Source organism: Deinococcus hopiensis KR-140 (assembly GCF_900176165.1).
Taxonomy (GTDB): domain Bacteria; phylum Deinococcota; class Deinococci; order Deinococcales; family Deinococcaceae; genus Deinococcus; species Deinococcus hopiensis.
The window spans coordinates 313,487-330,958 of sequence record NZ_FWWU01000003.1; the positions used below are offsets into that span (position 1 = coordinate 313,487).

At 65.3% G+C, this 17,472-nt stretch carries 17 protein-coding genes and 1 pseudogene; 9 read left to right on the top strand and 9 right to left on the bottom strand.

The annotated features are described in order from the left end of the window. Positions 1 to 26: 26 nt before the first annotated feature. The 3 genes from B9A95_RS03235 to B9A95_RS03245 all read right to left on the bottom strand — a co-directional run bounded on the left by B9A95_RS03235 (position 27) and on the right by B9A95_RS03245 (position 3,551). Entirely contained in the window at positions 27 to 1,481 is a 1,455-nt protein-coding gene (locus tag B9A95_RS03235; protein WP_084045500.1) for a DUF5691 domain-containing protein, read from the bottom strand. Continuing rightward, positions 1,478 to 2,860, bottom strand: coding sequence for an SWIM zinc finger family protein (locus tag B9A95_RS03240; RefSeq protein WP_084045501.1), 1,383 nt, complete (start codon positions 2,858 to 2,860; stop codon positions 1,478 to 1,480). Before B9A95_RS03240 ends, B9A95_RS03235 begins: the two co-directional genes overlap by 4 nt. 406 nt (positions 2,861 to 3,266) lie before the next feature. Continuing rightward, the gene (locus B9A95_RS03245) at positions 3,267 to 3,551 is read right to left on the bottom strand and encodes a hypothetical protein (RefSeq protein WP_084045502.1); all 285 of its coding nucleotides are present in this window, start codon (positions 3,549 to 3,551) and stop codon (positions 3,267 to 3,269) included. 247 nt (positions 3,552 to 3,798) lie between these two features. Here B9A95_RS03245 and B9A95_RS03250 point away from each other — a divergent pair, with 247 nt between their 5' ends. After that, positions 3,799 to 4,041 (top strand): hypothetical protein, encoded by a 243-nt coding sequence (locus B9A95_RS03250; protein ID WP_084045503.1) that lies wholly within the window; start codon positions 3,799 to 3,801, stop codon positions 4,039 to 4,041. 331 nt (positions 4,042 to 4,372) lie between these two features. On the opposite strand, the gene B9A95_RS03255 is transcribed toward B9A95_RS03250, so the two are convergent. Continuing rightward, a complete protein-coding gene (locus tag B9A95_RS03255; RefSeq protein WP_170928397.1) occupies positions 4,373 to 5,434 on the bottom strand; it encodes a lactonase family protein in 1,062 nt (353 codons plus the stop codon). Between the two features lie 383 nt (positions 5,435 to 5,817). Between B9A95_RS03255 and B9A95_RS03260 the strand changes: the two genes are divergently transcribed. The 5 genes from B9A95_RS03260 to B9A95_RS03280 all read left to right on the top strand — a co-directional run bounded on the left by B9A95_RS03260 (position 5,818) and on the right by B9A95_RS03280 (position 10,939). Then, a complete protein-coding gene (locus tag B9A95_RS03260) occupies positions 5,818 to 7,071 on the top strand; it encodes an ABC transporter substrate-binding protein (protein WP_245808113.1) in 1,254 nt (417 codons plus the stop codon). A gap of 65 nt (positions 7,072 to 7,136) precedes the next feature. Continuing rightward, complete coding sequence (locus B9A95_RS03265; RefSeq protein WP_084045506.1) at positions 7,137 to 8,060, top strand: carbohydrate ABC transporter permease; 924 nt, start codon at positions 7,137 to 7,139, stop codon at positions 8,058 to 8,060. A gap of 17 nt (positions 8,061 to 8,077) precedes the next feature. Then, positions 8,078 to 8,950 (top strand): carbohydrate ABC transporter permease, encoded by an 873-nt coding sequence (locus tag B9A95_RS03270; RefSeq protein ID WP_084045507.1) that lies wholly within the window; start codon positions 8,078 to 8,080, stop codon positions 8,948 to 8,950. A gap of 1 nt (position 8,951) precedes the next feature. After that, positions 8,952 to 9,929 (top strand): Gfo/Idh/MocA family protein, encoded by a 978-nt coding sequence (locus tag B9A95_RS03275; RefSeq protein ID WP_084045508.1) that lies wholly within the window; start codon positions 8,952 to 8,954, stop codon positions 9,927 to 9,929. Continuing rightward, the gene (locus tag B9A95_RS03280; RefSeq protein ID WP_084045509.1) at positions 9,926 to 10,939 is read left to right on the top strand and encodes a Gfo/Idh/MocA family protein; all 1,014 of its coding nucleotides are present in this window, start codon (positions 9,926 to 9,928) and stop codon (positions 10,937 to 10,939) included. Before B9A95_RS03275 ends, B9A95_RS03280 begins: the two co-directional genes overlap by 4 nt. A 160-nt stretch (positions 10,940 to 11,099) precedes the next feature. On the opposite strand, the gene B9A95_RS34985 is transcribed toward B9A95_RS03280, so the two are convergent. The 3 genes and pseudogenes from B9A95_RS34985 to B9A95_RS36730 all read right to left on the bottom strand — a co-directional run. Then, positions 11,100 to 11,282, bottom strand: coding sequence for a hypothetical protein (locus B9A95_RS34985; protein WP_084045510.1), 183 nt, complete (start codon positions 11,280 to 11,282; stop codon positions 11,100 to 11,102). Positions 11,283 to 11,315: 33 nt separating this feature from the next. Then, positions 11,316 to 11,549, bottom strand: coding sequence for a hypothetical protein (locus B9A95_RS34990; protein WP_245808114.1), 234 nt, complete (start codon positions 11,547 to 11,549; stop codon positions 11,316 to 11,318). Between the two features lie 43 nt (positions 11,550 to 11,592). Continuing rightward, positions 11,593 to 12,138: pseudogene (locus B9A95_RS36730) on the bottom strand (hypothetical protein); the annotation flags it as partial. A gap of 607 nt (positions 12,139 to 12,745) precedes the next feature. Between B9A95_RS36730 and B9A95_RS03295 the strand changes: the two are divergent. Then, positions 12,746 to 14,557, top strand: a complete 1,812-nt coding sequence (locus B9A95_RS03295; RefSeq protein ID WP_245808115.1) for an alpha-amylase family glycosyl hydrolase — start codon at positions 12,746 to 12,748, stop codon at positions 14,555 to 14,557. 134 nt (positions 14,558 to 14,691) lie between these two features. Here the strand turns inward: B9A95_RS03295 and B9A95_RS03300 are convergent, their stop codons facing one another. Then, positions 14,692 to 15,825: a glycoside hydrolase family 43 protein gene (locus B9A95_RS03300; protein ID WP_084045513.1), complete on the bottom strand. Its 1,134-nt coding sequence runs from the start codon at positions 15,823 to 15,825 to the stop codon at positions 14,692 to 14,694. Between the two features lie 379 nt (positions 15,826 to 16,204). Here B9A95_RS03300 and B9A95_RS36735 point away from each other — a divergent pair, with 379 nt between their 5' ends. Next, entirely contained in the window at positions 16,205 to 16,318 is a 114-nt protein-coding gene (locus B9A95_RS36735; RefSeq protein ID WP_425429907.1) for a hypothetical protein, read from the top strand. Between the two features lie 359 nt (positions 16,319 to 16,677). Beyond that, entirely contained in the window at positions 16,678 to 16,857 is a 180-nt protein-coding gene (locus B9A95_RS34455; RefSeq protein ID WP_212648233.1) for a Rossmann-fold NAD(P)-binding domain-containing protein, read from the top strand. Positions 16,858 to 16,990: 133 nt separating this feature from the next. Here the strand turns inward: B9A95_RS34455 and B9A95_RS03310 are convergent, their stop codons facing one another. Next, on the bottom strand, positions 16,991 to 17,404 hold the full coding sequence (locus B9A95_RS03310) for a response regulator (protein WP_084045514.1): 414 nt from the start codon (positions 17,402 to 17,404) through the stop codon (positions 16,991 to 16,993). Between the last annotated feature and the right edge of the window lie 68 nt (positions 17,405 to 17,472).

Consider the following 17,472-nt stretch of genomic DNA (forward strand, 5'->3'; position numbering starts at 1 on the left):
GGAAGGCTCCTTGAGGGCAGAAAGGGTCAGAGGGTGGAGTGGGCAGCCAGGGCGCCGCGCCAATCGCGGCGGACCCGGAGGGTGCCTTGCAGCTCGCGCCACGCGCGAAAGGCGGCCTGCTCTCTCCCGGCGTGGTCCTGACGCTGGCGTTCCTCCCAGTTGGCCGGCGTCTGCCAGGAGGGGAGCTGTTTGGGGCGCGGCGGCAGCTCGAAGGGCAGCGGCGTGGGCGGGGGCACAGTCAGGTCGGGCGAGAGGTGACGCCCCAGCAGCAGCGCCAATTCGCGCGCCTGCCAATTCGGGCCTTCCCGCCCGAAGAGGTCCAGCGTGCGGGTGGCGAGGGCGGACTGAAGGGCTTGCGCCTCTGACGAGAGGTCGGGGAACGGACCCAGTGCCTGCACGGCGGCCAGCAGCTTTTCCGAGGACACCCTCGGCTGCCCGGCCAGGTCACGTATTCGGGCCCGGGCGGTGACCGGGTCCAGCGGTTCCGGTGCGGGTGGGGACGGCTCCCGCAATTCATTGGCGAGGGACCAATGGTGCGCGTGGGCAGCCTTGTGCAGTTCGTTCCAACCCAAACCGAGCGTTTTCAGGACCAGTTCGGTGGGGAGGGCCCCCAGCAGGCGGTGGAGGTCGCCGTCGTCGTACTGTCCGGCCCGGGGCTTGCCGAGCGCGGCGGGCAGGTTGAAAGCCCCGAAGGTGATCTTCTTTTTCAGCAGTCCACTCACCTTGACCGCCTGCGGCAGCAGCGCGAGCAGCTCATCCTGTAGGGGGCCCGGGAGGTGACCCAGCAACTGGCGCACCTGCTTTTGCAGCTCGGGCGAGCGGTCGCGCGTCGCCGCTTCCAGCAGCGGGCGGTCCTCGAGGCGCAGGTCACGGCGTACCAGGGCCAGCAGATCCCTGCGCCGCTCGGCAGGCTGCGTGACCCACAGCTCTTGCACCTCCTGTGCGGCCTCTTCTGGGGCGCGGCGGCGAAGCTCGCTCAGCGCTTCCAGCCTCGCTTGCCAGGCGGCGAATTCCTCGGCCTTCTGTGCCTGCGCGCGCAGGGGGTGCGTGCCCAGGGTGGCCCGCGCCCGCGCGTCGCTCAGGCGCCACAGGGCACGGGCGAGGTTGGTATCTCGGCGGTACAGGGCCAGTACCTGCGCTGCGTTCAGGGTCCAGTCGCGCGCTGCCACGGTATCCAGCGCCTGGGCTGCCAATACGGGATCGGTGCGGATCAGCGTGGGCAACAGGGCCGCCAGGGCCGAGGGGAGCGAACGCTCGGCGGCAGGCAGCGGGATGGGTGGCGGGGCAGCGGCCTTCTGGAGGGGTGATCCGGCGCGGGCATACAGCCCAAGCAGGGCGGCGCGGCCCAACAACCGGGCCTCGGGCGTGTTGCCGGGCACGCTCGACAGGGCGGGGGCCAGCGCTCCGCTTGGGGCGGGCAACTCGGCCCGGCTGGTGCCGCGTGCGGCGGTGGCGCTCAGGTCCTGCAGATCACGGCTCATGTGGGCGCCCCAGGTCCGGTCTCAGCACCGGTCACGTCAACCTCAGTCTGGACCGCCCCCACGGGCAGGAAGCTTTTCCCGTCCCACTCGCCGAAATACGTCTGCATCTGCGTCTCGGCCTGGGCCAGCATGGCCCAGAGGTCCACCTCGTCTACCCGGGGGCTCAGTGGGACGGCGTACCCCTCGGCATCACACAACTGCGGCGGATCGAGGTGGAGGTACGCTGGACCGACAAATACGCCGATGCGTTCCAGCCAGGGATTCAGGGCCAGGGCCGCCGCGTAGCGTTCCTGCATGCCCGTCAGGGTGCCGTCCGGAAGGGGCAACGCGTTACCTGCCGCCGATACCTCTCCCTGCACCACGGCCCGCTGGGGATATGCCGAGGGCGCATAGGCCACCGCCGCCGTAAAGGGCTGATGCGGCGCGAGCGCTGGGGGCAATCCCTGTCCTGTCGGCGCGAAGTCGAGAAGCAGGACCGGCTTCGGCTCCCCGCCCGGTGGCCCTTCACCAGGCGGTAGTGCTCCCAGCAGCCAGGTGCGGCGCACGTTCAGCTTGCCCTCCTCCTCCTGCACGCTGCCGAGGGCCTGCCACACCTGTGGCGCAGCGGGAGGCAGGCTGCCGCGGTCCAGCGGCGCACCGAGGGCGGTGAGGAGGTCTGCCCGCTCGGCCTCGCTCAGCTCCTCGCGCTGCCGCCAGCCCTGCGTGAGCAGCCACAGCCTGCCCAGGTGGGCGGTGAGCATTTCGCCCGTCTCGTCGTGCAGCCACTCGGGAATCAGCCGGACCAGCCGGGCAACACCGGGAAGCTGTGCGTCGACGAGTCGCGCCGCCTGCCGGTCCCAGTCGCCGTACGGGCGTGCGCGTGCGGCCTGCAACCCCTCGCGCACGAGGTCGCTCAACCACAGTTCGAGGTCTTCCAGGCCCGCCGTTCTCTTGCGGTCGCGGGCTGCCCGGGCCTTTGCCTGGGCTTTGGCCTGTGTGGCGGGATCAACAGGGGTGTCGCCGATGGGCTCTGCGGCCTTTTCGGTGCGCTGAGCGCGGCCTCCCAACCACTTGGCGAGGTCGGGGGGCGGGGGAGCATCCTTCCACTCTCCGGCCTTCGCGGCGTGCAGCAGGAGCAGGCCCAGGGCGTGCTTGCAGGGAAATTTACGGCTGGGACAGCTGCATTTGCTGGCAATCTCGGCGGTGCGGGCATCCACTCCAACGAGGTAAGGGTGCGCGCCGCTGCCCTGGCATTCGCCCCACAGCACGGCACCGTCGCGCGCCAGCGTGGGCCATACGGCAGGGCGGGCGAGCTTCTGGGCGGCCTTGGCACTGCTGCCGTCGGGCGCGAGGGCGAGTGCGGCGTCGGCATTCAGGGAATTGATGAAAGGTGACGTCACGTAACCTCCTTTTCTCGTTATGTTTACCACGTAATTGTAACAGGTGGAATATTTGTTCGCAAGACCGCCGCGTCATAGCACACGAGAGGCGGGGGTGGGGACAAACTTGAGCTGACAGCCACATCCCAGGGCTTTCCAACAGCGCAAGAACGCCATGGGAGAAGGCCACCACGCCTTCTCATCGGCCCCTACCTTCCGTCTGGGACTGGAGAAGCACGGGTAGGCCGGTACTCCTCGGCTCCTCTGGGGAGGAGGTGCCCTCCTCCCCCTGTTCCTGCCAGGGCTCCACCGGGGGAGTGCCGCAAGCGGCCCCTGCACCGCCCCCACCACCGCTGTGCCGCCCAGAAACGGGTTGAGCGATGGCCGCGCCGCGAGTTCTGCGGCCACCCTTTGACCGCCCAGGACCTCAAAGCCGTACAGCGTCAGGGTGCGGTTGGGGTCCTGCAAACCGCGCCCGCGCCGCGAGCAGCTCTGCTCGGCGGGCACATTCGCCGCGCGCCTGCGTCAGCTGCTCCCGCTCGCCTGGCGTCAGGAGCCCTCCGTGCGCCTCTTGCGCTGCCGGGGCCCCAGGGGGGCGCGTTAGGAGCGCCTCAAGTTCGCTACGCAGCGTTTCCAGGACCGCGGTGTCCAGCGTCAATTTTTCCCGGGACGGCATCTCGTTCAACAGCGCCACCGTGACCAGCAGATCCAAGAACAGGCCTGGTGGAGGCGGCCTGGGGTGAGGGAAAAGAGCCGGCGGCCCGCGCCGCGTCTGTACCCGAAGGGGTGGCGTTCAACGAGGCAGCAGCCCAAAGGGCGCAGGCAGGAGATGGCCAGAGGCATCGGGTTTTAGATGGGCCCGGCTCTCCCCCACCTGCAAAACACACACCCTCTCTCAAGGGGGAACAGGTGGTGAAGTGGGCAGCTTCCCTCTATCCTGCCCTGAGGAGGATACAGCCATGGCAGGAACTCAGGCCGAAAACGAGCGCGTGCTGCTCAATGTCCGCATCGCCTCAGGGGAGCAGATCACCCCGGAAATCATGAGCAAGATCGTTACGTTCCTTATGCGCCAGCCGGGCGTCGTTCGCGCTCATGGCAGCGGGACGGCCAACCTTGAGCTTGAATACAACAGCAAGGTGGTCACCCTCGTAGAGCTGACGCGGGCCCTCTCCCCGGCGGGCGTTCGGCTCGGCATCGTCTAGCTGGCAGAAGAAACCCGCTTAGTGCAGTTCTACGGGTTGCTATGCGGGGAATGGCCACTCCATTCTGATCGACGAGCTTCACTCGCTCCGCTCTCCTGCAGGGCCGCGCCAGCCGGACGAAAAAAGGACGTTTTTCGGTCCACTGCGCCCAAGAATAAAAAGAGAGCCCGCCCTGGGAGAGGCCCACGCTTCCCTTCAGGGCGGTATGTGCTTCCGGACCGGGGAGGCTAAGGGCACCGGCGCTAAGGGGCAAACGGGCAGGAGGTGGGCCCAGAGTCTGTCCCGGGGATGCCACACCGCTTGCCAGAAGGCGTTCATCCCCTCCTCACCCTCAGGATGGATCTGGCAAAAAGCACAGGCTCGTGGGCGTCGGGCACCGAACAGTGCGGGGAGAATCCAACCCTCCGGTCACGGCGTCACGGGCATACACGGTAACGCTGCTGGAGTCCTGGTTGCCGATCAGGAGGTGGGTGGCACCGGGCGCAAATACCATACTGCGGGGCGTGCGCCCGAGCGACGGCATCTCGGCGAGCAGGGCCGCTTCGGCGCGCTCCCCATCCCAGTGGAAGACCGTCACCGTGTCGCGGCCCCGGTTGGAGACGTACGCGAAGCGGCCACAGGGGCTGACGAGCACCTCAGCAGTGAGGTTCGGGCCCCGACCCGTTCCCAGAAACGTACGGTGAATTTGCAGCAGTGCCAGGGTGCCTGAGGCCGGGTCGCGGCGCACGACGGCGAGTTCGGAACTCAGCTCCAGCGAGAGAAAGCCCACCGTGCCGTCCGGAGAAAAACTGAGGTGCCGGGGTCCGCTGCCGGGGGGCAGGGCGAGGGTGTGGAGGTGCTCCAGGGAGCCCGCGCCATACGCCACCACCTCGTCCGTGCCGAGGTCCACCACATACAGGTGCTGCCCGTCGGGGGAGGGCCTGGCGCAGTGGGCGTGCGGTGCCTCCTGGCGGGCCGCGTTGGGCCCCTGTCCCCGGTGTGCGGCGGACCGCGGCGTGCCCACGGGGAGGCCGCTGGACTCCAGCGTGTAGGCCAGCACCGACGCGCCCGAGCTGTAGTTCACGGCGAACAGCGCGTCCCCTGCTGGGTTGACCGACACGTGCGCCGGCGACTCGCCCTGCGTGGAATGAATGCCGAGCGGTTCGAGCGCTTCCCCAGGGGCCGCGATCCGGAAGCTGTGGACCGAGCCGTGCTCTACCTCGCTCACGGCATACACAGTGTGACCCTGGGGGTGCAGCGCGACGAACGACGGATTGACCACCCGCGCCGCCACATCGCCGGGGGAAAGGTCACCGTCCCGAAAGGTCATCCAGTGGATTCCCTCGCCCTGGGCCTGCGGCGCGTGGGGTTCGGACCGGGTATAGGTCCCGACGAGCAGAGAGTAAACGGGCATGCCCGCACCATAGCCGCCCCACCTGCCCATGGGGCACGGGTGAATAGATGCCTTCCCTTCTCGCCCGCAAAAAATTTTTAGCCTTCCTGACTCCACCCGCTTTTTGCGTCAATTGCACTCAGCCCCTTCCTGAGCGGTAAATTCCCTTCAGCCTGGCCCTCACGCGTCTTGACAAATGGGCGTCTCCTCCTTACGCTCTAACCCAAGTTACTTTTTTCGGAAAATAATATTCTGCGCCCCCAGTCGAGAGGAGGCCATCTGCCTCGAAATCTCCACCACCGCATTTCATGCCGTGACCGGATGCGCCGCCTTGCACGGTTCGTAGGCCAGCCGCCCGTAGCCTCACCACGAAGGGACCGAGAGAAATGACGAACACTGGACGTTTGACCCTGGGCCTGTGCCTGCTCGCCGCGCTGGGCCTGGGCCAGGCCGGGGCACAGAAGGCCACCCTGACCATCGAGAGCTGGCGCAACGACGACCTCAAAATCTGGCGAGACAGCATCATCCCCGCCTTTGAGAAGAGCCATCCCGACATTCACGTGGTCTTTTCACCCACCGCACCCACCGAGTACAACGCGGTGGTGGAGGCCAAGCTCAAGGGGGGAACCGCCGGGGACATCATCGCCTGTCGCCCCTTTGACGCCAGCCTCGCGCTGTACAAGGCCAAGTACCTGACCTCGCTGAACACCCTCTCGGGGATGAAGAACTTTTCCACTGTGGCCCGCGCCGCCTGGAGCACCGACGACGGCAAGACCACCTTCTGCGTGCCCACCGCCGCCGTGATCCACGGCTTTTTGTACAACAAGGCGGCCTTCAAGGAGGCGGGCGTGACGGTGCCCAAAACCGAGAAGGAATTCCTGGCAGCGCTCGACAAGCTCAAGGCGAACGGCAAGTACGCGCCCCTGGTGATGGGCACCAAGGACCAGTGGGAATCGGCCACGATGGGCTACCAGAACATTGGTCCGACGCTGTGGGGCGGCGAGAAAGGACGCACCGGGCTGCTGAAGGGAACAGCGCAGTACAACAAGGGCGGTTTCCTGCAGGCCTTCGAGGCGCTGGGCCGCTGGAAGGCGTACCTGCCCAGCGGGTATCAGGCGCTGGCATACCCCGACGCGCAGAACATGTTCGCGCAGGGACGCGGAGCGGTGTACCCGGCGGGCTCGTGGGACATTGCCACCTTCCGCACCATGAATCCCAAGCTGGATCTGGGGGCCTTCGCGCCTTATACCTTTGCGGCGGGGCAAAAGTGCGTGATCGACGACCATCCCGACATCGGCTTCGGGCTGAACGCGACGGGCAAGAACCAGGCGGCAGCGAGGACGTTCCTGAACTGGATGGCGGGCGACGAGTTTGCCAAGCTGTATGCCAACGCGCTTCCCGGCTTCTATCCGCTGGCGAACGTGAGTTACAAGGTGAACGACCCCGTGGCGCAGCAGTTTCTGGACTGGCGCAAGACGTGCGGGGCCTCGTTCCGGTCCTCGTACCAGTTGCTGTCGCGTAACGCCAACCCCAACAACGAAAATGACCTGTGGAACGCCTCGTCGCAACTGCTCAACGGCAAGATGACGCCCAAGCAGGCCGCCGACTTCGTGCAGAAGAACCTGGCGTCGTGGTACGCGCCGCAGAAAGGCAAGTAAGGGGCACGGGGGGCGTGGTTGCGCTCCCCTCTCCCCTGCTTTCCCGATATGAGTAGGTTCCTGCCATGACCAGCCCCGCCCGAGCCAGGCCCTTTCCCACGCATATCGTGGTGTTCCTGCTGCCCGCCGTCACGATCTACACGCTGTTTATGATCTATCCACTGCTGAGTTCGCTGTGGACCTCGCTGAACGGCAAATCGGCGGCGGGCACGCCGCTGTTCGTCGGGCTCGCGAATTACGTGCGGCTGTTCACGGCGCCCGAGTTCTCAGCGCCCTTCTGGAACGCGCTGAAGAACAACGCCATCTTCTTCGCCATCCACATGGCCCTGCAAAACCCCATCGGGCTGCTGCTCGCCGTGCTGCTGACGCGCAAGCTGGCGGGTACGGCGATCTACCGTACCGTGATCTTCACGCCCACCATCCTGTCGGTGGTTATCGTGGGCTTCGCGTGGAAGCTGATTCTCAATCCCGCATGGGGAATTGCACCGGGACTCCTGCGCGCGCTGCATCTGGAAGGGCTGTATCAGCCTTGGCTGGGGCTGGAATCCACCTCCCTAATCACCCTGGCGCTGATCTCGGTGTGGCAGAACATCGGTATTCCCATGATGCTGTTCACGGCAGCGCTGCTGCGGGTGCCAAACGAACTGTTTGAGGCGGCGCGGGTGGACGGAGCAGGGGCATGGACCATTTTCCGCCGCATCCAGCTGCCGCTGATCCTCCCTACCGTCGCCATCGTCTCGGTGCTGACCTTCGTGGGCAACTTCAACGCCTTTGACCTCGTGTACGCGACGCAGGGTGCACTCGCCGGACCGAACTTCGCCAGCGACATTCTGGGCACCTTTTTCTACCGCACCTTCTTCGGGTACCAGCTGCAACCCGGCGATCCGTATATGGGCTCGGCGGTGGCGGGAGTGATGTTGCTGATCATATTGATCGGCGTGCTGGTCTTCGCGGTATGGCAGCGCCGGATTCAGGAAGTGCAGTTCTGAAGGAGGACACCCCGCCCATGCAACGCAGCCCTGCCCTGCCCCAAGTCAAGCGGCCCATCCCGCGCCGCACTCCCAATGCGTCGGTGCTGTTTGGCCATCTCTTCCTGATCCTCTACTGCGCGCTGGCCCTGTTTCCCATCGTGCTGATGATCGTCAATTCCTTCAAAGACCAGCTGTCGATCTTCGGCGCACCCTTCGCACTGCCCAACGCGAAGACCTTCACGTTGGACGGGTACAAGACGCTCTTTGAGGGGGCAAACTTCGGTGGATACGTCCTCAACAGCCTGCTCGTCACGGTCACGTCGCTGGCGCTGATCCTACTCACGGGCTCGATGGCCTCGTTTGCGCTGGCCGAGTACCGCTTTCGCATGAGCCCGCTGGTGGCGCTGTACCTCTCGCTGGGAATCATGGTGCCGATTCGGCTGGGGACAGTGGGCATTCTCAACCTGGCGGTGGGGCTGCACCTCGTCAATACGCTGTGGTCTTTGATCCTGGTGTACGTGGCGCAGGGGTTGCCGCTGGCCGTGTTCGTGCTGACAGCCTTTATGCGCCAACTGCCCAAAGACCTGAAGGAAGCTGCCCGGCTGGACGGCGCGAGCGAGTACCGCATCTACGGCCTGACGCTGCCGCTCATTCGCCCGGCGGTGGGCGCGGTGATGGCCATTTCGCTCATCCCGGTCTGGAATGACCTGTGGTTTCCGCTTATCCTGGCGCCGGGCGAGAAGACCAAGACCATCGTACTGGGCGCGTCGGTGTTTCTCGGGCAATACGTGAATGACTACAGCGCGGTGCTGGCCGCTCTCACCCTGGCGATCCTACCCGCCGTGCTGCTGTACGTGCTGTTCTCGCGCCAGCTTATCAGCGGGCTGACCGAGGGCGCGGTCAAGTAGGATGCGCGTCGGCATCGTCGGCTCGGGCAGCATGGGGTGGGCACACGCGCGTGCCTGGCATACGTTGGGCGTGGAGCTTGCCGTCCACAGTCGAAACTGGGAGGAGGCGACGCGGCTGGCTTCTCTGTGGGACGCGCGGGTCTCTCCAGACCTGGACAGCCTGCTGGCCGAGGTGGACGTGGTCGACGTCTGCCTGCCCACCTTCCTGCACCGGGAAACCGCCGAACGCGCGGCGCGGGCAGGCTGCCATGTGGTGTGCGAAAAACCGCTGGCCCTGGCCGTGGAGGACGCCGAGGCGATGTTTGCCGCGTGTGACGCCGCTGGAGTGCGGCTCTTCGTGGCGATGGTACTGCGCTTCTTCCCGCAGTACCGTGCCGCGCGTGAGTTGGTGCGGGCGGGGCAGATCGGGGAACCGCGCGTGTTGCGGCTGAAGCGCGTGGGTTCACCTCCGCACGGTGGGACTTCCTGGTTCGGGGACGAGGCGCGGTCTGGCGGCGTCATCCTGGACCTGATGCTGCACGACATCGACTACGCCCTCTGGACGCTGGGTGAGGCGGAGCGGGTGTATGCCCGGTCGACCACAGCAGGGGCGCACCAGTACGCGCAGGCGGTGCTGACCCACCGCTCAGGCGCGTCCTGCCTGATTGAAGCGGGGTGGGCGTACCCGGATGGCCTGTTCCGTACGGGGATTGACCTGGCCGGGACTTCGGGGCTGATCGAATGGTCCTCGGACGCCGCACCCCCGGTCCAGACGTTTCACCCTCAGAAGCGGGGAGAACAGCAGGCGGTCGCGTTGCCCGCCGTATCGCCGGGGACGGACCCATTCGTGCTGGAATTGGGGGCGGTGCTCGCCGCTCTGAAGGAAGACAGGCCCTTTGAGGTGACACCTGGAGAAGCGCTGGGGGCGCTCCGGACTGCCTTTGCCATCCGCGAGTCCGCCCGGACGGGGCGCGCAGTGACGCTGGGGGTGGAGGCGTGAAACTTGGCCTGCTGGGAACGGCCCATGTCCACGCGGGACCCTATGTGACCCTGCTGCGGGAAATGCCGCAGGTGGACCTGCTGGGTTTCTGGGATGATGGCCCTGGAGCGAAAGACCAGGCCCAGCGGTGGAATCTCCCCCTGTACGACGGGCCGCAAGCCCTCCTCGCGGCCCGGCCCGATGGGGTGATCGTCTGCTCGGAAACCTCAAGACACCGCGAACTGGTGGAGGTGTGCGCCCGCGCGGGAGTTCACGTGCTCTGTGAGAAACCCATCGCTCCTACGCTGGCTGACTCGTTGGCAATGCGGGACGTGTGCGAGGAGCACGGCGTGCGGTTCATGACCGCGTTTCCCATGCGCTTCGACCCCTCGGCCACTGCCCTCCGCGATGCCCTGACGCGCGGCGAACTGGGGGACGTATTGGGTGTAAACGGGGTGAACCACAGCGAGAATCCGTCGGCCCACGCCCCGTGGTTTGCCGATCCGGCCCTCTCGGGCGGTGGAGCCGTGATGGACCACGTGGTGCATCTGGCGGACCTGTTGCGCTGGTGCTTCGGCCGTGAAGTGAGCGAGGTGTACGCCGACGTACAGTGGACCGAGGGTGCTGGGGTGGGGGGCACGCGGCTCGACACGGCCGGACTGCTGCTGCTCACGCTGGAGGACGGCGTGCAGGCCAGCATCGACTGCAGCTGGAGCCGCCCGGCGACTTACCCGCGCTGGGGTCACCTGAAGCTCGATGTGGTGGGTACGGAGGGCCTGACCGTTGTGGACGCCTTCGCAGACCATCTCACGCTTTACGCACCGGACAGCCTGCGCCCCGCCGAGTGGGTAGGCTTCGGCCCGGACCCCAACCGGGCAATGCTGGCGGCCTTCGTGCACACCCTGCAGACCGGCGAACCTCCGCCCGTCTCGTGGCAGGACGGACATGAGGCGCTGCGCGTGGTGCTCGCGGCCTACGAATCGGCGTGGCGGGGACAACCGGTGCGGCTCGGAAGCGAAGCGACGGTTTAAACTTCACGAAAATTGGCGCGGACACCAGGCACCTTCCCAGGCCTGGCTCCGCGCCGCTTCTGGCCAACCTTCAGCGCAGGTACGTGAGCCCCGTGCGGTCCACTCCTTGCCCGGCGCGGGCGTTTTGGCGCTGGCGAGGACATAGACGCGCAGATTGCCCTTACCGGATGCGTCCACGGACAGGCTGCCGTTCGCCACTGTCTTCAAATTGCCCGTCACGACGCCTGTGGAGGTGCCGGTTGGCACGCCGCTGAACGCGCCCAAAAGAGGCGGCGAAGCTCTCCACGTTCACGCCGGTGTCGCGCCGCCTGAAGGCCACCGCGCTGCCAAAGACGCCCTCCATGCTGTACTGCCCCTTTTGGGCGGCGGATGAGGTTCAGTTCACGTCTGTGCTGCGCGAGGAGACATCCCACCGTGAAGTCCAGCGTAATGCAGTCGGGCTTAGGCCCAGGCCCTTGAAGTTGCCCCGCCGGTGGGTGCCGCCGGTGGGGTGCCCCGCCTTGGTGCCGTCCAAGGAGGCGACGTTGTTGCTGGAGTCCGCGCTGATAAAGCGCCAGGTGACGACGCAGTAGACGCTCTTGTCGTAAAAATCCCCAGTTTGCAGTTGCACGACGGTTGCTGCTGGGGGTGACGCCCTTGGATTTGGTTCCAGCGCTGCTGACGCTGACCACCCTGAAGGTGTAAGCGGTACCGTTGCCCAGACCCGTCGCCGTGTACTTGGGGGCGGTGATTGGAGTGGACAGCGTGTAGGCCGGGCCGTTCGGTCCCTTGCGGTAGACCTGGTACCCCGTCATCACGCAAGCTGTGGGCAGTGCCCAACCCAGGAACGCCTGGGGATCGCCAGGCGCGCCGCTGAGGTGGCCAGGGTTAACCGGCGTGGTGGTAGAGCAGCCAACATTTGGATCGGTGCTGGAGCACGTGCCGGTGGCGCCGGCGTACCAGCCCAGCCTTCCTTGCTGCAGCTGAGATTGGGCGTCTTGTTCGCGGTATTGAATACGCCACGGGTTGGGCTTGTGGAAATGCACAGTGAGGCCAGCGGCGGTGGCGGCGGGTTTGGGTTTGGGGCCGCCAGCCTGAGGAGCGCCCACGGGATCCTGGCCATACTGCAAGCCCCCAGGGCCAGTGGGACGAGCAGCAGGGCGGCGAATCCTTGGGGAGAACGGGTTGTGGCGGCCTCCTCGGTGCTGAGAGCACGCCATGACAGGATGCGGCCGAAAAACCGGCACTGGTGGTGCAACGCGGTGCAGGTTTATGGAGGAGGCGTCGGCGCCCGACTTCCGGGAAAATAGACTTTCGGTCGGCGGGGTGAAGCGTCGTCAAAACGAAAGACGCTCCACGCACCCACGCAGGACAGACCCAGATAGAAAGATTCTGCTCACCACGTAATCAACTCTTTTTCTACTGCCATACGCCAGTTCTCTGTTTCTCGGAGTAGCATTTCTACCCATTAGGCCAGCATTCTCCTTATACAGAAATCAAAATCATCAGAAGCCAGCTATGTTCATGCCTAAATCAAGCCACGCACCACATTTGCGCCAGAGAAAGGAGGAGTGGCCTAGACAGGACTGTCAGAACTCTGTCAGCGCTGCTTAAGATGGAACCGTTTCAAAAACCAAAGGACATGCAAATCGTGCATGTGGGAGGCGTATGTTGCGACGTCAGTTCGGCAGCCTGCTGGCCCTCAGTCTTGTTCTCGCTTCGTGTGGAAGCAATTCCAACACACCGACAGCGACTTCGACAAAGACCTCTTCGGAACTTTCGTCCCAGGCGATCAGTGGAACCAACATTGACACCTGGAGGCAACAGGTGATCTACCTGACACTGCCAGACCGTTTCGCGAATGGAAACTCTTCCAATGACAACGCGGGGCAGCCCAACTGCTTGAACACGGCCAGCGCCACCAAATTTCACGGCGGTGACCTTGCTGGACTGCGCTCCAAACTCGGCTACGTCAGGGGCATGGGCGCGAGCACGTTGTGGTCCACGCCGGTCTACAAACAGGTGGGCGAGGTCAACGCAGGCACGAGCAGCGCCGCCTGCGGCTACCACGGCTACTGGGCCGACTACACGGATCCCGATGATCAGTCCATCGAGCCCAAGCTGGGCACAAGCGCCGATCTGAACGGGCTGATCTCGGACCTGCACGCGAGCGGCATGAAGTTCATGATGGACATGGTGGTGAACCACGCGGGGTACGGGGCGCGCATTCACGCGCAGCATCCCGACTGGTTCCACACGAACTGCACGGGCAAAGACGTGACCTGCCCGCTGGCCGGGCTGCCCGACTTCGCGCAGGAAAACACCAACGTTGCGGCTTACCTCACCAACGTCAGCAAGACCTGGACCTCGAACTACGCCATCGACGCCATCCGCATGGATACGGTCAAGCACGTGCCGACCACCTACTGGCAGAACTCCTGGGTGCCCGGTGTGCTCGCTGCCCGCCCCAGTACCTTCTTGCTGGGCGAGGTCTTTAACGACAGCGGCTCGGCAGCGCTCAAACCCTATCTCGACGCGGGCTTCGACTCGCTGTTCAACTTCCCGCTGCGCACATCCCTTGTGAACGGCATCGCCAAGGCCGGGAGCCTGGACAGCGTGGCGAGCAGCGTGCAGGACTATGTGGGCAACCTGGGCCTCAGCCGCGCCCTGTTGATGGTGAACCTGCTGGACAACCACGACGTGCAGCGCTTTGTCAACGAGCCCGGCTCGGGTGTGGCCGAAACCGAGATTCGCAAGCGGTATCAGCTGGCCCTGGCCACGCTGATGACTGTGCCCGGCATTCCGCAGCTGTACTACGGCGACGAACTCGGCATGTACGGTGGCCCAGACCCCGACAACCGCCACGACATGCCGGGCTGGGCCTGGACCGACGCCGGGCGCAACGCCACCTACAGCGGCTTCCTGGGGGGGGGCGGCACGCCCAAGACCACCTACGACTACGTGCAGAAGGTGACGGGCATTCGCCAGAGCAATGAGGCACTGTGGAAGGGAAGCTACGCAGAGATGTGGCGGCCCAACGGCGGGCAAAATGTGTACGCCTTCTACCGGGGCAGCAGCGCGAGCCGCGTTATCGTGGTGATGAACACGTCCACGAGCAGCGCCGCAGTGAACCTCGACATTCAGGGCAATGCGGGCATCAGCTCCACCGACAAGGCCGCCTTGACGAACGGCACCGCCTTCACCGACAAACTCGGCCTGGGCGCACCCCCGAGCGCGACGGTGACAAACGGCAAACTGCCCGTGACCCTGCCCGCGGGCAGCATGGGCATCTACGTAGCGGGCAGCAGCGGAACGGGTGGCGGAGGCACCAGCGTCACGTTCCAGGTCAGCGCCAGCACCTTTTACGGGCAGGGCGTCTACCTCAGCGGAAATACCGCCGAGTTGGGCAGCTGGAACGTGGCGAGCGCGCTGAACATGACGCCCTCGGGTTGCTCAGGCAGCGTCTGCACCTGGAAGACCACGGTGAGCCTGACGCCCGGTGCGGCCCTGCAATTCAAGTTCATCAAGAAGCCGGGCGACAATGGGGCGGGCGTGACCTGGGAAGGTGGGAGCAACCGCACCTACGCAGTCCCGGGCAGTGGCCCAGTGAACTACAACGGCGGGAACTGGCAACCCTGAAGGGGGCGGGCAGCGCCTGGCTTCTCGATCCGGCACCACACAGAGCGGAGGCACCGAAAAGGAGTTCTTTTCGGTGCCTCTTGCCCTCGCCTCTTCCACCCTGCTTCCGAGCTGTCACCGCTCCTGGGCCGCCTTTACTCGAAGAATTTCAGGCTCCAGCCCGTGTCGGTGTTCGGACCGCTGCAGCAGGTGCGCGAGTAGGTGGTGTTGCCCCACCACATAAAGGAGCCGCTGTACCAGATGCGGTTGCCCCAGCTGTAGGCCGTGCCCTTCGGAACGGCGTGGTACATCATCGGAAATCTGGACCCCGAAGGCGGGCTGGTGCCGATGTCGCCGTTGAGCAGCGCGAAGCTGTGGTGGCCCGGGCCGTTGACGTATAGGGTGGGGTCCCAGCCAGACATCAGCGTGTTGCGGTTGGAGCCAAACAGGCAGCCGTTCGACTTGTACCAGTCCCACACGTTGGTTGGGGTGCCCCCCGCGCGCAGGCGGAGGTCCGCCAGGCAGTACTGATCGCTCCAGCTGCCGTTGGCTGAATAGATGACGTGCAGTTGCCCGTTCGGATCCTTGATGGGTTCGGGCCCCTCATTGATGTAGGGATTGCCCACCACCCGCTCCCAGCCCTCGCGCGGCTGCGAAATGACGTAGCGGGATCCGGTCGTGGCCGTGGGGCTGCTCATGCTGGCGATATAGAGGTTTTGCTCGACGTTCGTGTCCCCAGCCCAGCCGGACCAGACGAACCAGCGGGTATTGTTGAAAAAGAACGCGCTGCCATCGATGGCCCACTTGTCGTCGGGAAGGTACATGCGCGCCGGGTTGCTGTAGCCACTGCCGGGGCTGCCCGATTCCGAGACGTACATGCGCTGCCCACCGCCCCCATCCCCCGAGGCGAAATACACGTAGTAGCGGCCCGTACCCGGATCGCGCACCAGCTCGGGGGCCCAGACGTTGGGCATGTTTTTCGGGCTGGACCAGATGAGCGTCCGTCCCGCGCCTCCCAGGGCGTCCAGGCTGCTCGCCGCGCGCGAGTAGATGTTGTTGCCATCCGATTCCACCGAGTAGAAGGTACTGCCCACCCGAATGACGCTGGGATCCGCGTTGCGAATACTCGTCTGGCCCTGCGGGGTCAACCGGGGCTGCGGCTGGCCCTGCGAGGCGGGGGCCGACACGACAGGCACAGATGAGGTGGAAACGGGCGGCGAGGAAACCGTTCCGCAGGCAGCCAGCAACAGGGGCAAGGACAGACTCAGCGCGGCGATGACTCTGGGCATGGGGACTCCGGCCAGGAGGGATTTTAGAAGAGGGCGCAATCAGGCACGCTCCTGCCACTGGCATTTCGCGCCTGGCACGTGAAAGGAGGAGCAGAGCGTGGCTCACGGTAGATTTTCGAAGCCCCTCTACATCACCATAAAATCCACAAAGTGTCAAGTTTTGTTGCAAGAGAATCCATGGGAGAGGATGCACCGCTGTCCGCCACCTGGGGTGGACCGTTTACGCCTCCACCGTGAAAACCCCCCCACACCGTTTCCACCGTCCCGTTATCCTCCTCTGTGACGTTTGTATTGATGCCCGGCCTCACCGCAGTCTCCACGGCCGCTTGCTCTCCGGTAGACCCACAGCTCCGGCGCGTCCGTATTCATCGGCTCCGCGGTGGTTCCCGAACTTCTTCGCGCTGGCCACGAGGTCACCGGCCGGGCCCGTTCGAAAGCCTCATCGGAGACCCTCAACGCTGCGGCGGCCGTGGGCATACCGGCGGCAACCTGACGGACTTGGACCGCCTGCAAGGTGGGGTGCGGCAGCGGCGGAGGGCGTGGTGCACCTCGCGTACGTCCGCGCCTTCTCGCCGCCCGAGAGAACAGAGCTGCAGGCCATCCAGGCTCTGGGGCTGCGCTGGAATGGAAGGCGCCGGGCAACCTCTGCTCATCGCTTCCCGGCTCGCTGGGCTCTCCCTCGAACGTGCAGCCGAACGGGACCGGGGCCCCTGCGCTGGCCTATCCCCGCATCGCCTCAGCCAGGGCGGCCCTCCAGCGGCAATTTACCGGCTGGATGCGGCCCGTCTCTTTCGTCTCGCGCTGGAGAGGGCCCCCGCAGGCCCAGTCCTGCGCGGAACCGCCGGGGAGGGCGTGCTGGTCCGCGTCACCGCAGAGATTACCGGGCGACACCTGGGGCTGACGGCCGTCTCGGTCCCCCAGTGGGAGGCCACCGAGTATTTCGGCTGTCAGTCCCGCTTTCTCGCCGCCGACCCCTCTGCGTCTTGCACACGGACGCGCGAACTGCTGTGCTGGCAACCTTCCCATCCGTAGCTGACCGAGGCTCTCGAACGGGAGTTCCCCTTTTTGGGCCCATCCTGTAGGGAAAATCAAGGCCGCCGCTCTTCTCCGCCTCGCGCCCCTCACCCCACCGCCTTCTCCCACGTCAGCAGGCTCCGGGGAGGAGCTACTGCCGGGTCAGTTGCGCGCTGCGCCAGTAGGCCAAAAAGGTGTCGATTTGTTTCAAGAAGGCGTCGAAGTCGTGGGCCTTGACGATGTAGGAGCTGGCATGCAGCGTATAGGCCGCCTCCACATCCCCCTTGGCCTTGGAGGTGGACAGCATAATCACCGGCAAAACAGCGAGCTCAGGGTCAGCCTTCAGCGCCTGCAAGACGTCGAACCCCGACAGGCCTGGCATGTTGACGTCCAGCAAAATGACTTCAGGCTGCACTGCCCGGGAGCGCAGCAGCTCCAGAGCCACTTCACCACTGCTGACGCACGTGAGCGTACAGTCTGGACAGAGGTGATGAAAGGCTTCCTCGGCCAGCAGTTGATCCCCCACGTTGTCGTCAACAAGCAGAAAGTGCTGCGGCAGTGCCATACCTGGGAAGATAAAGCCTTTTAAAGAAGAATGTGAGCTTCTCCTCACAGTAAAGCACCTGCTTCTCC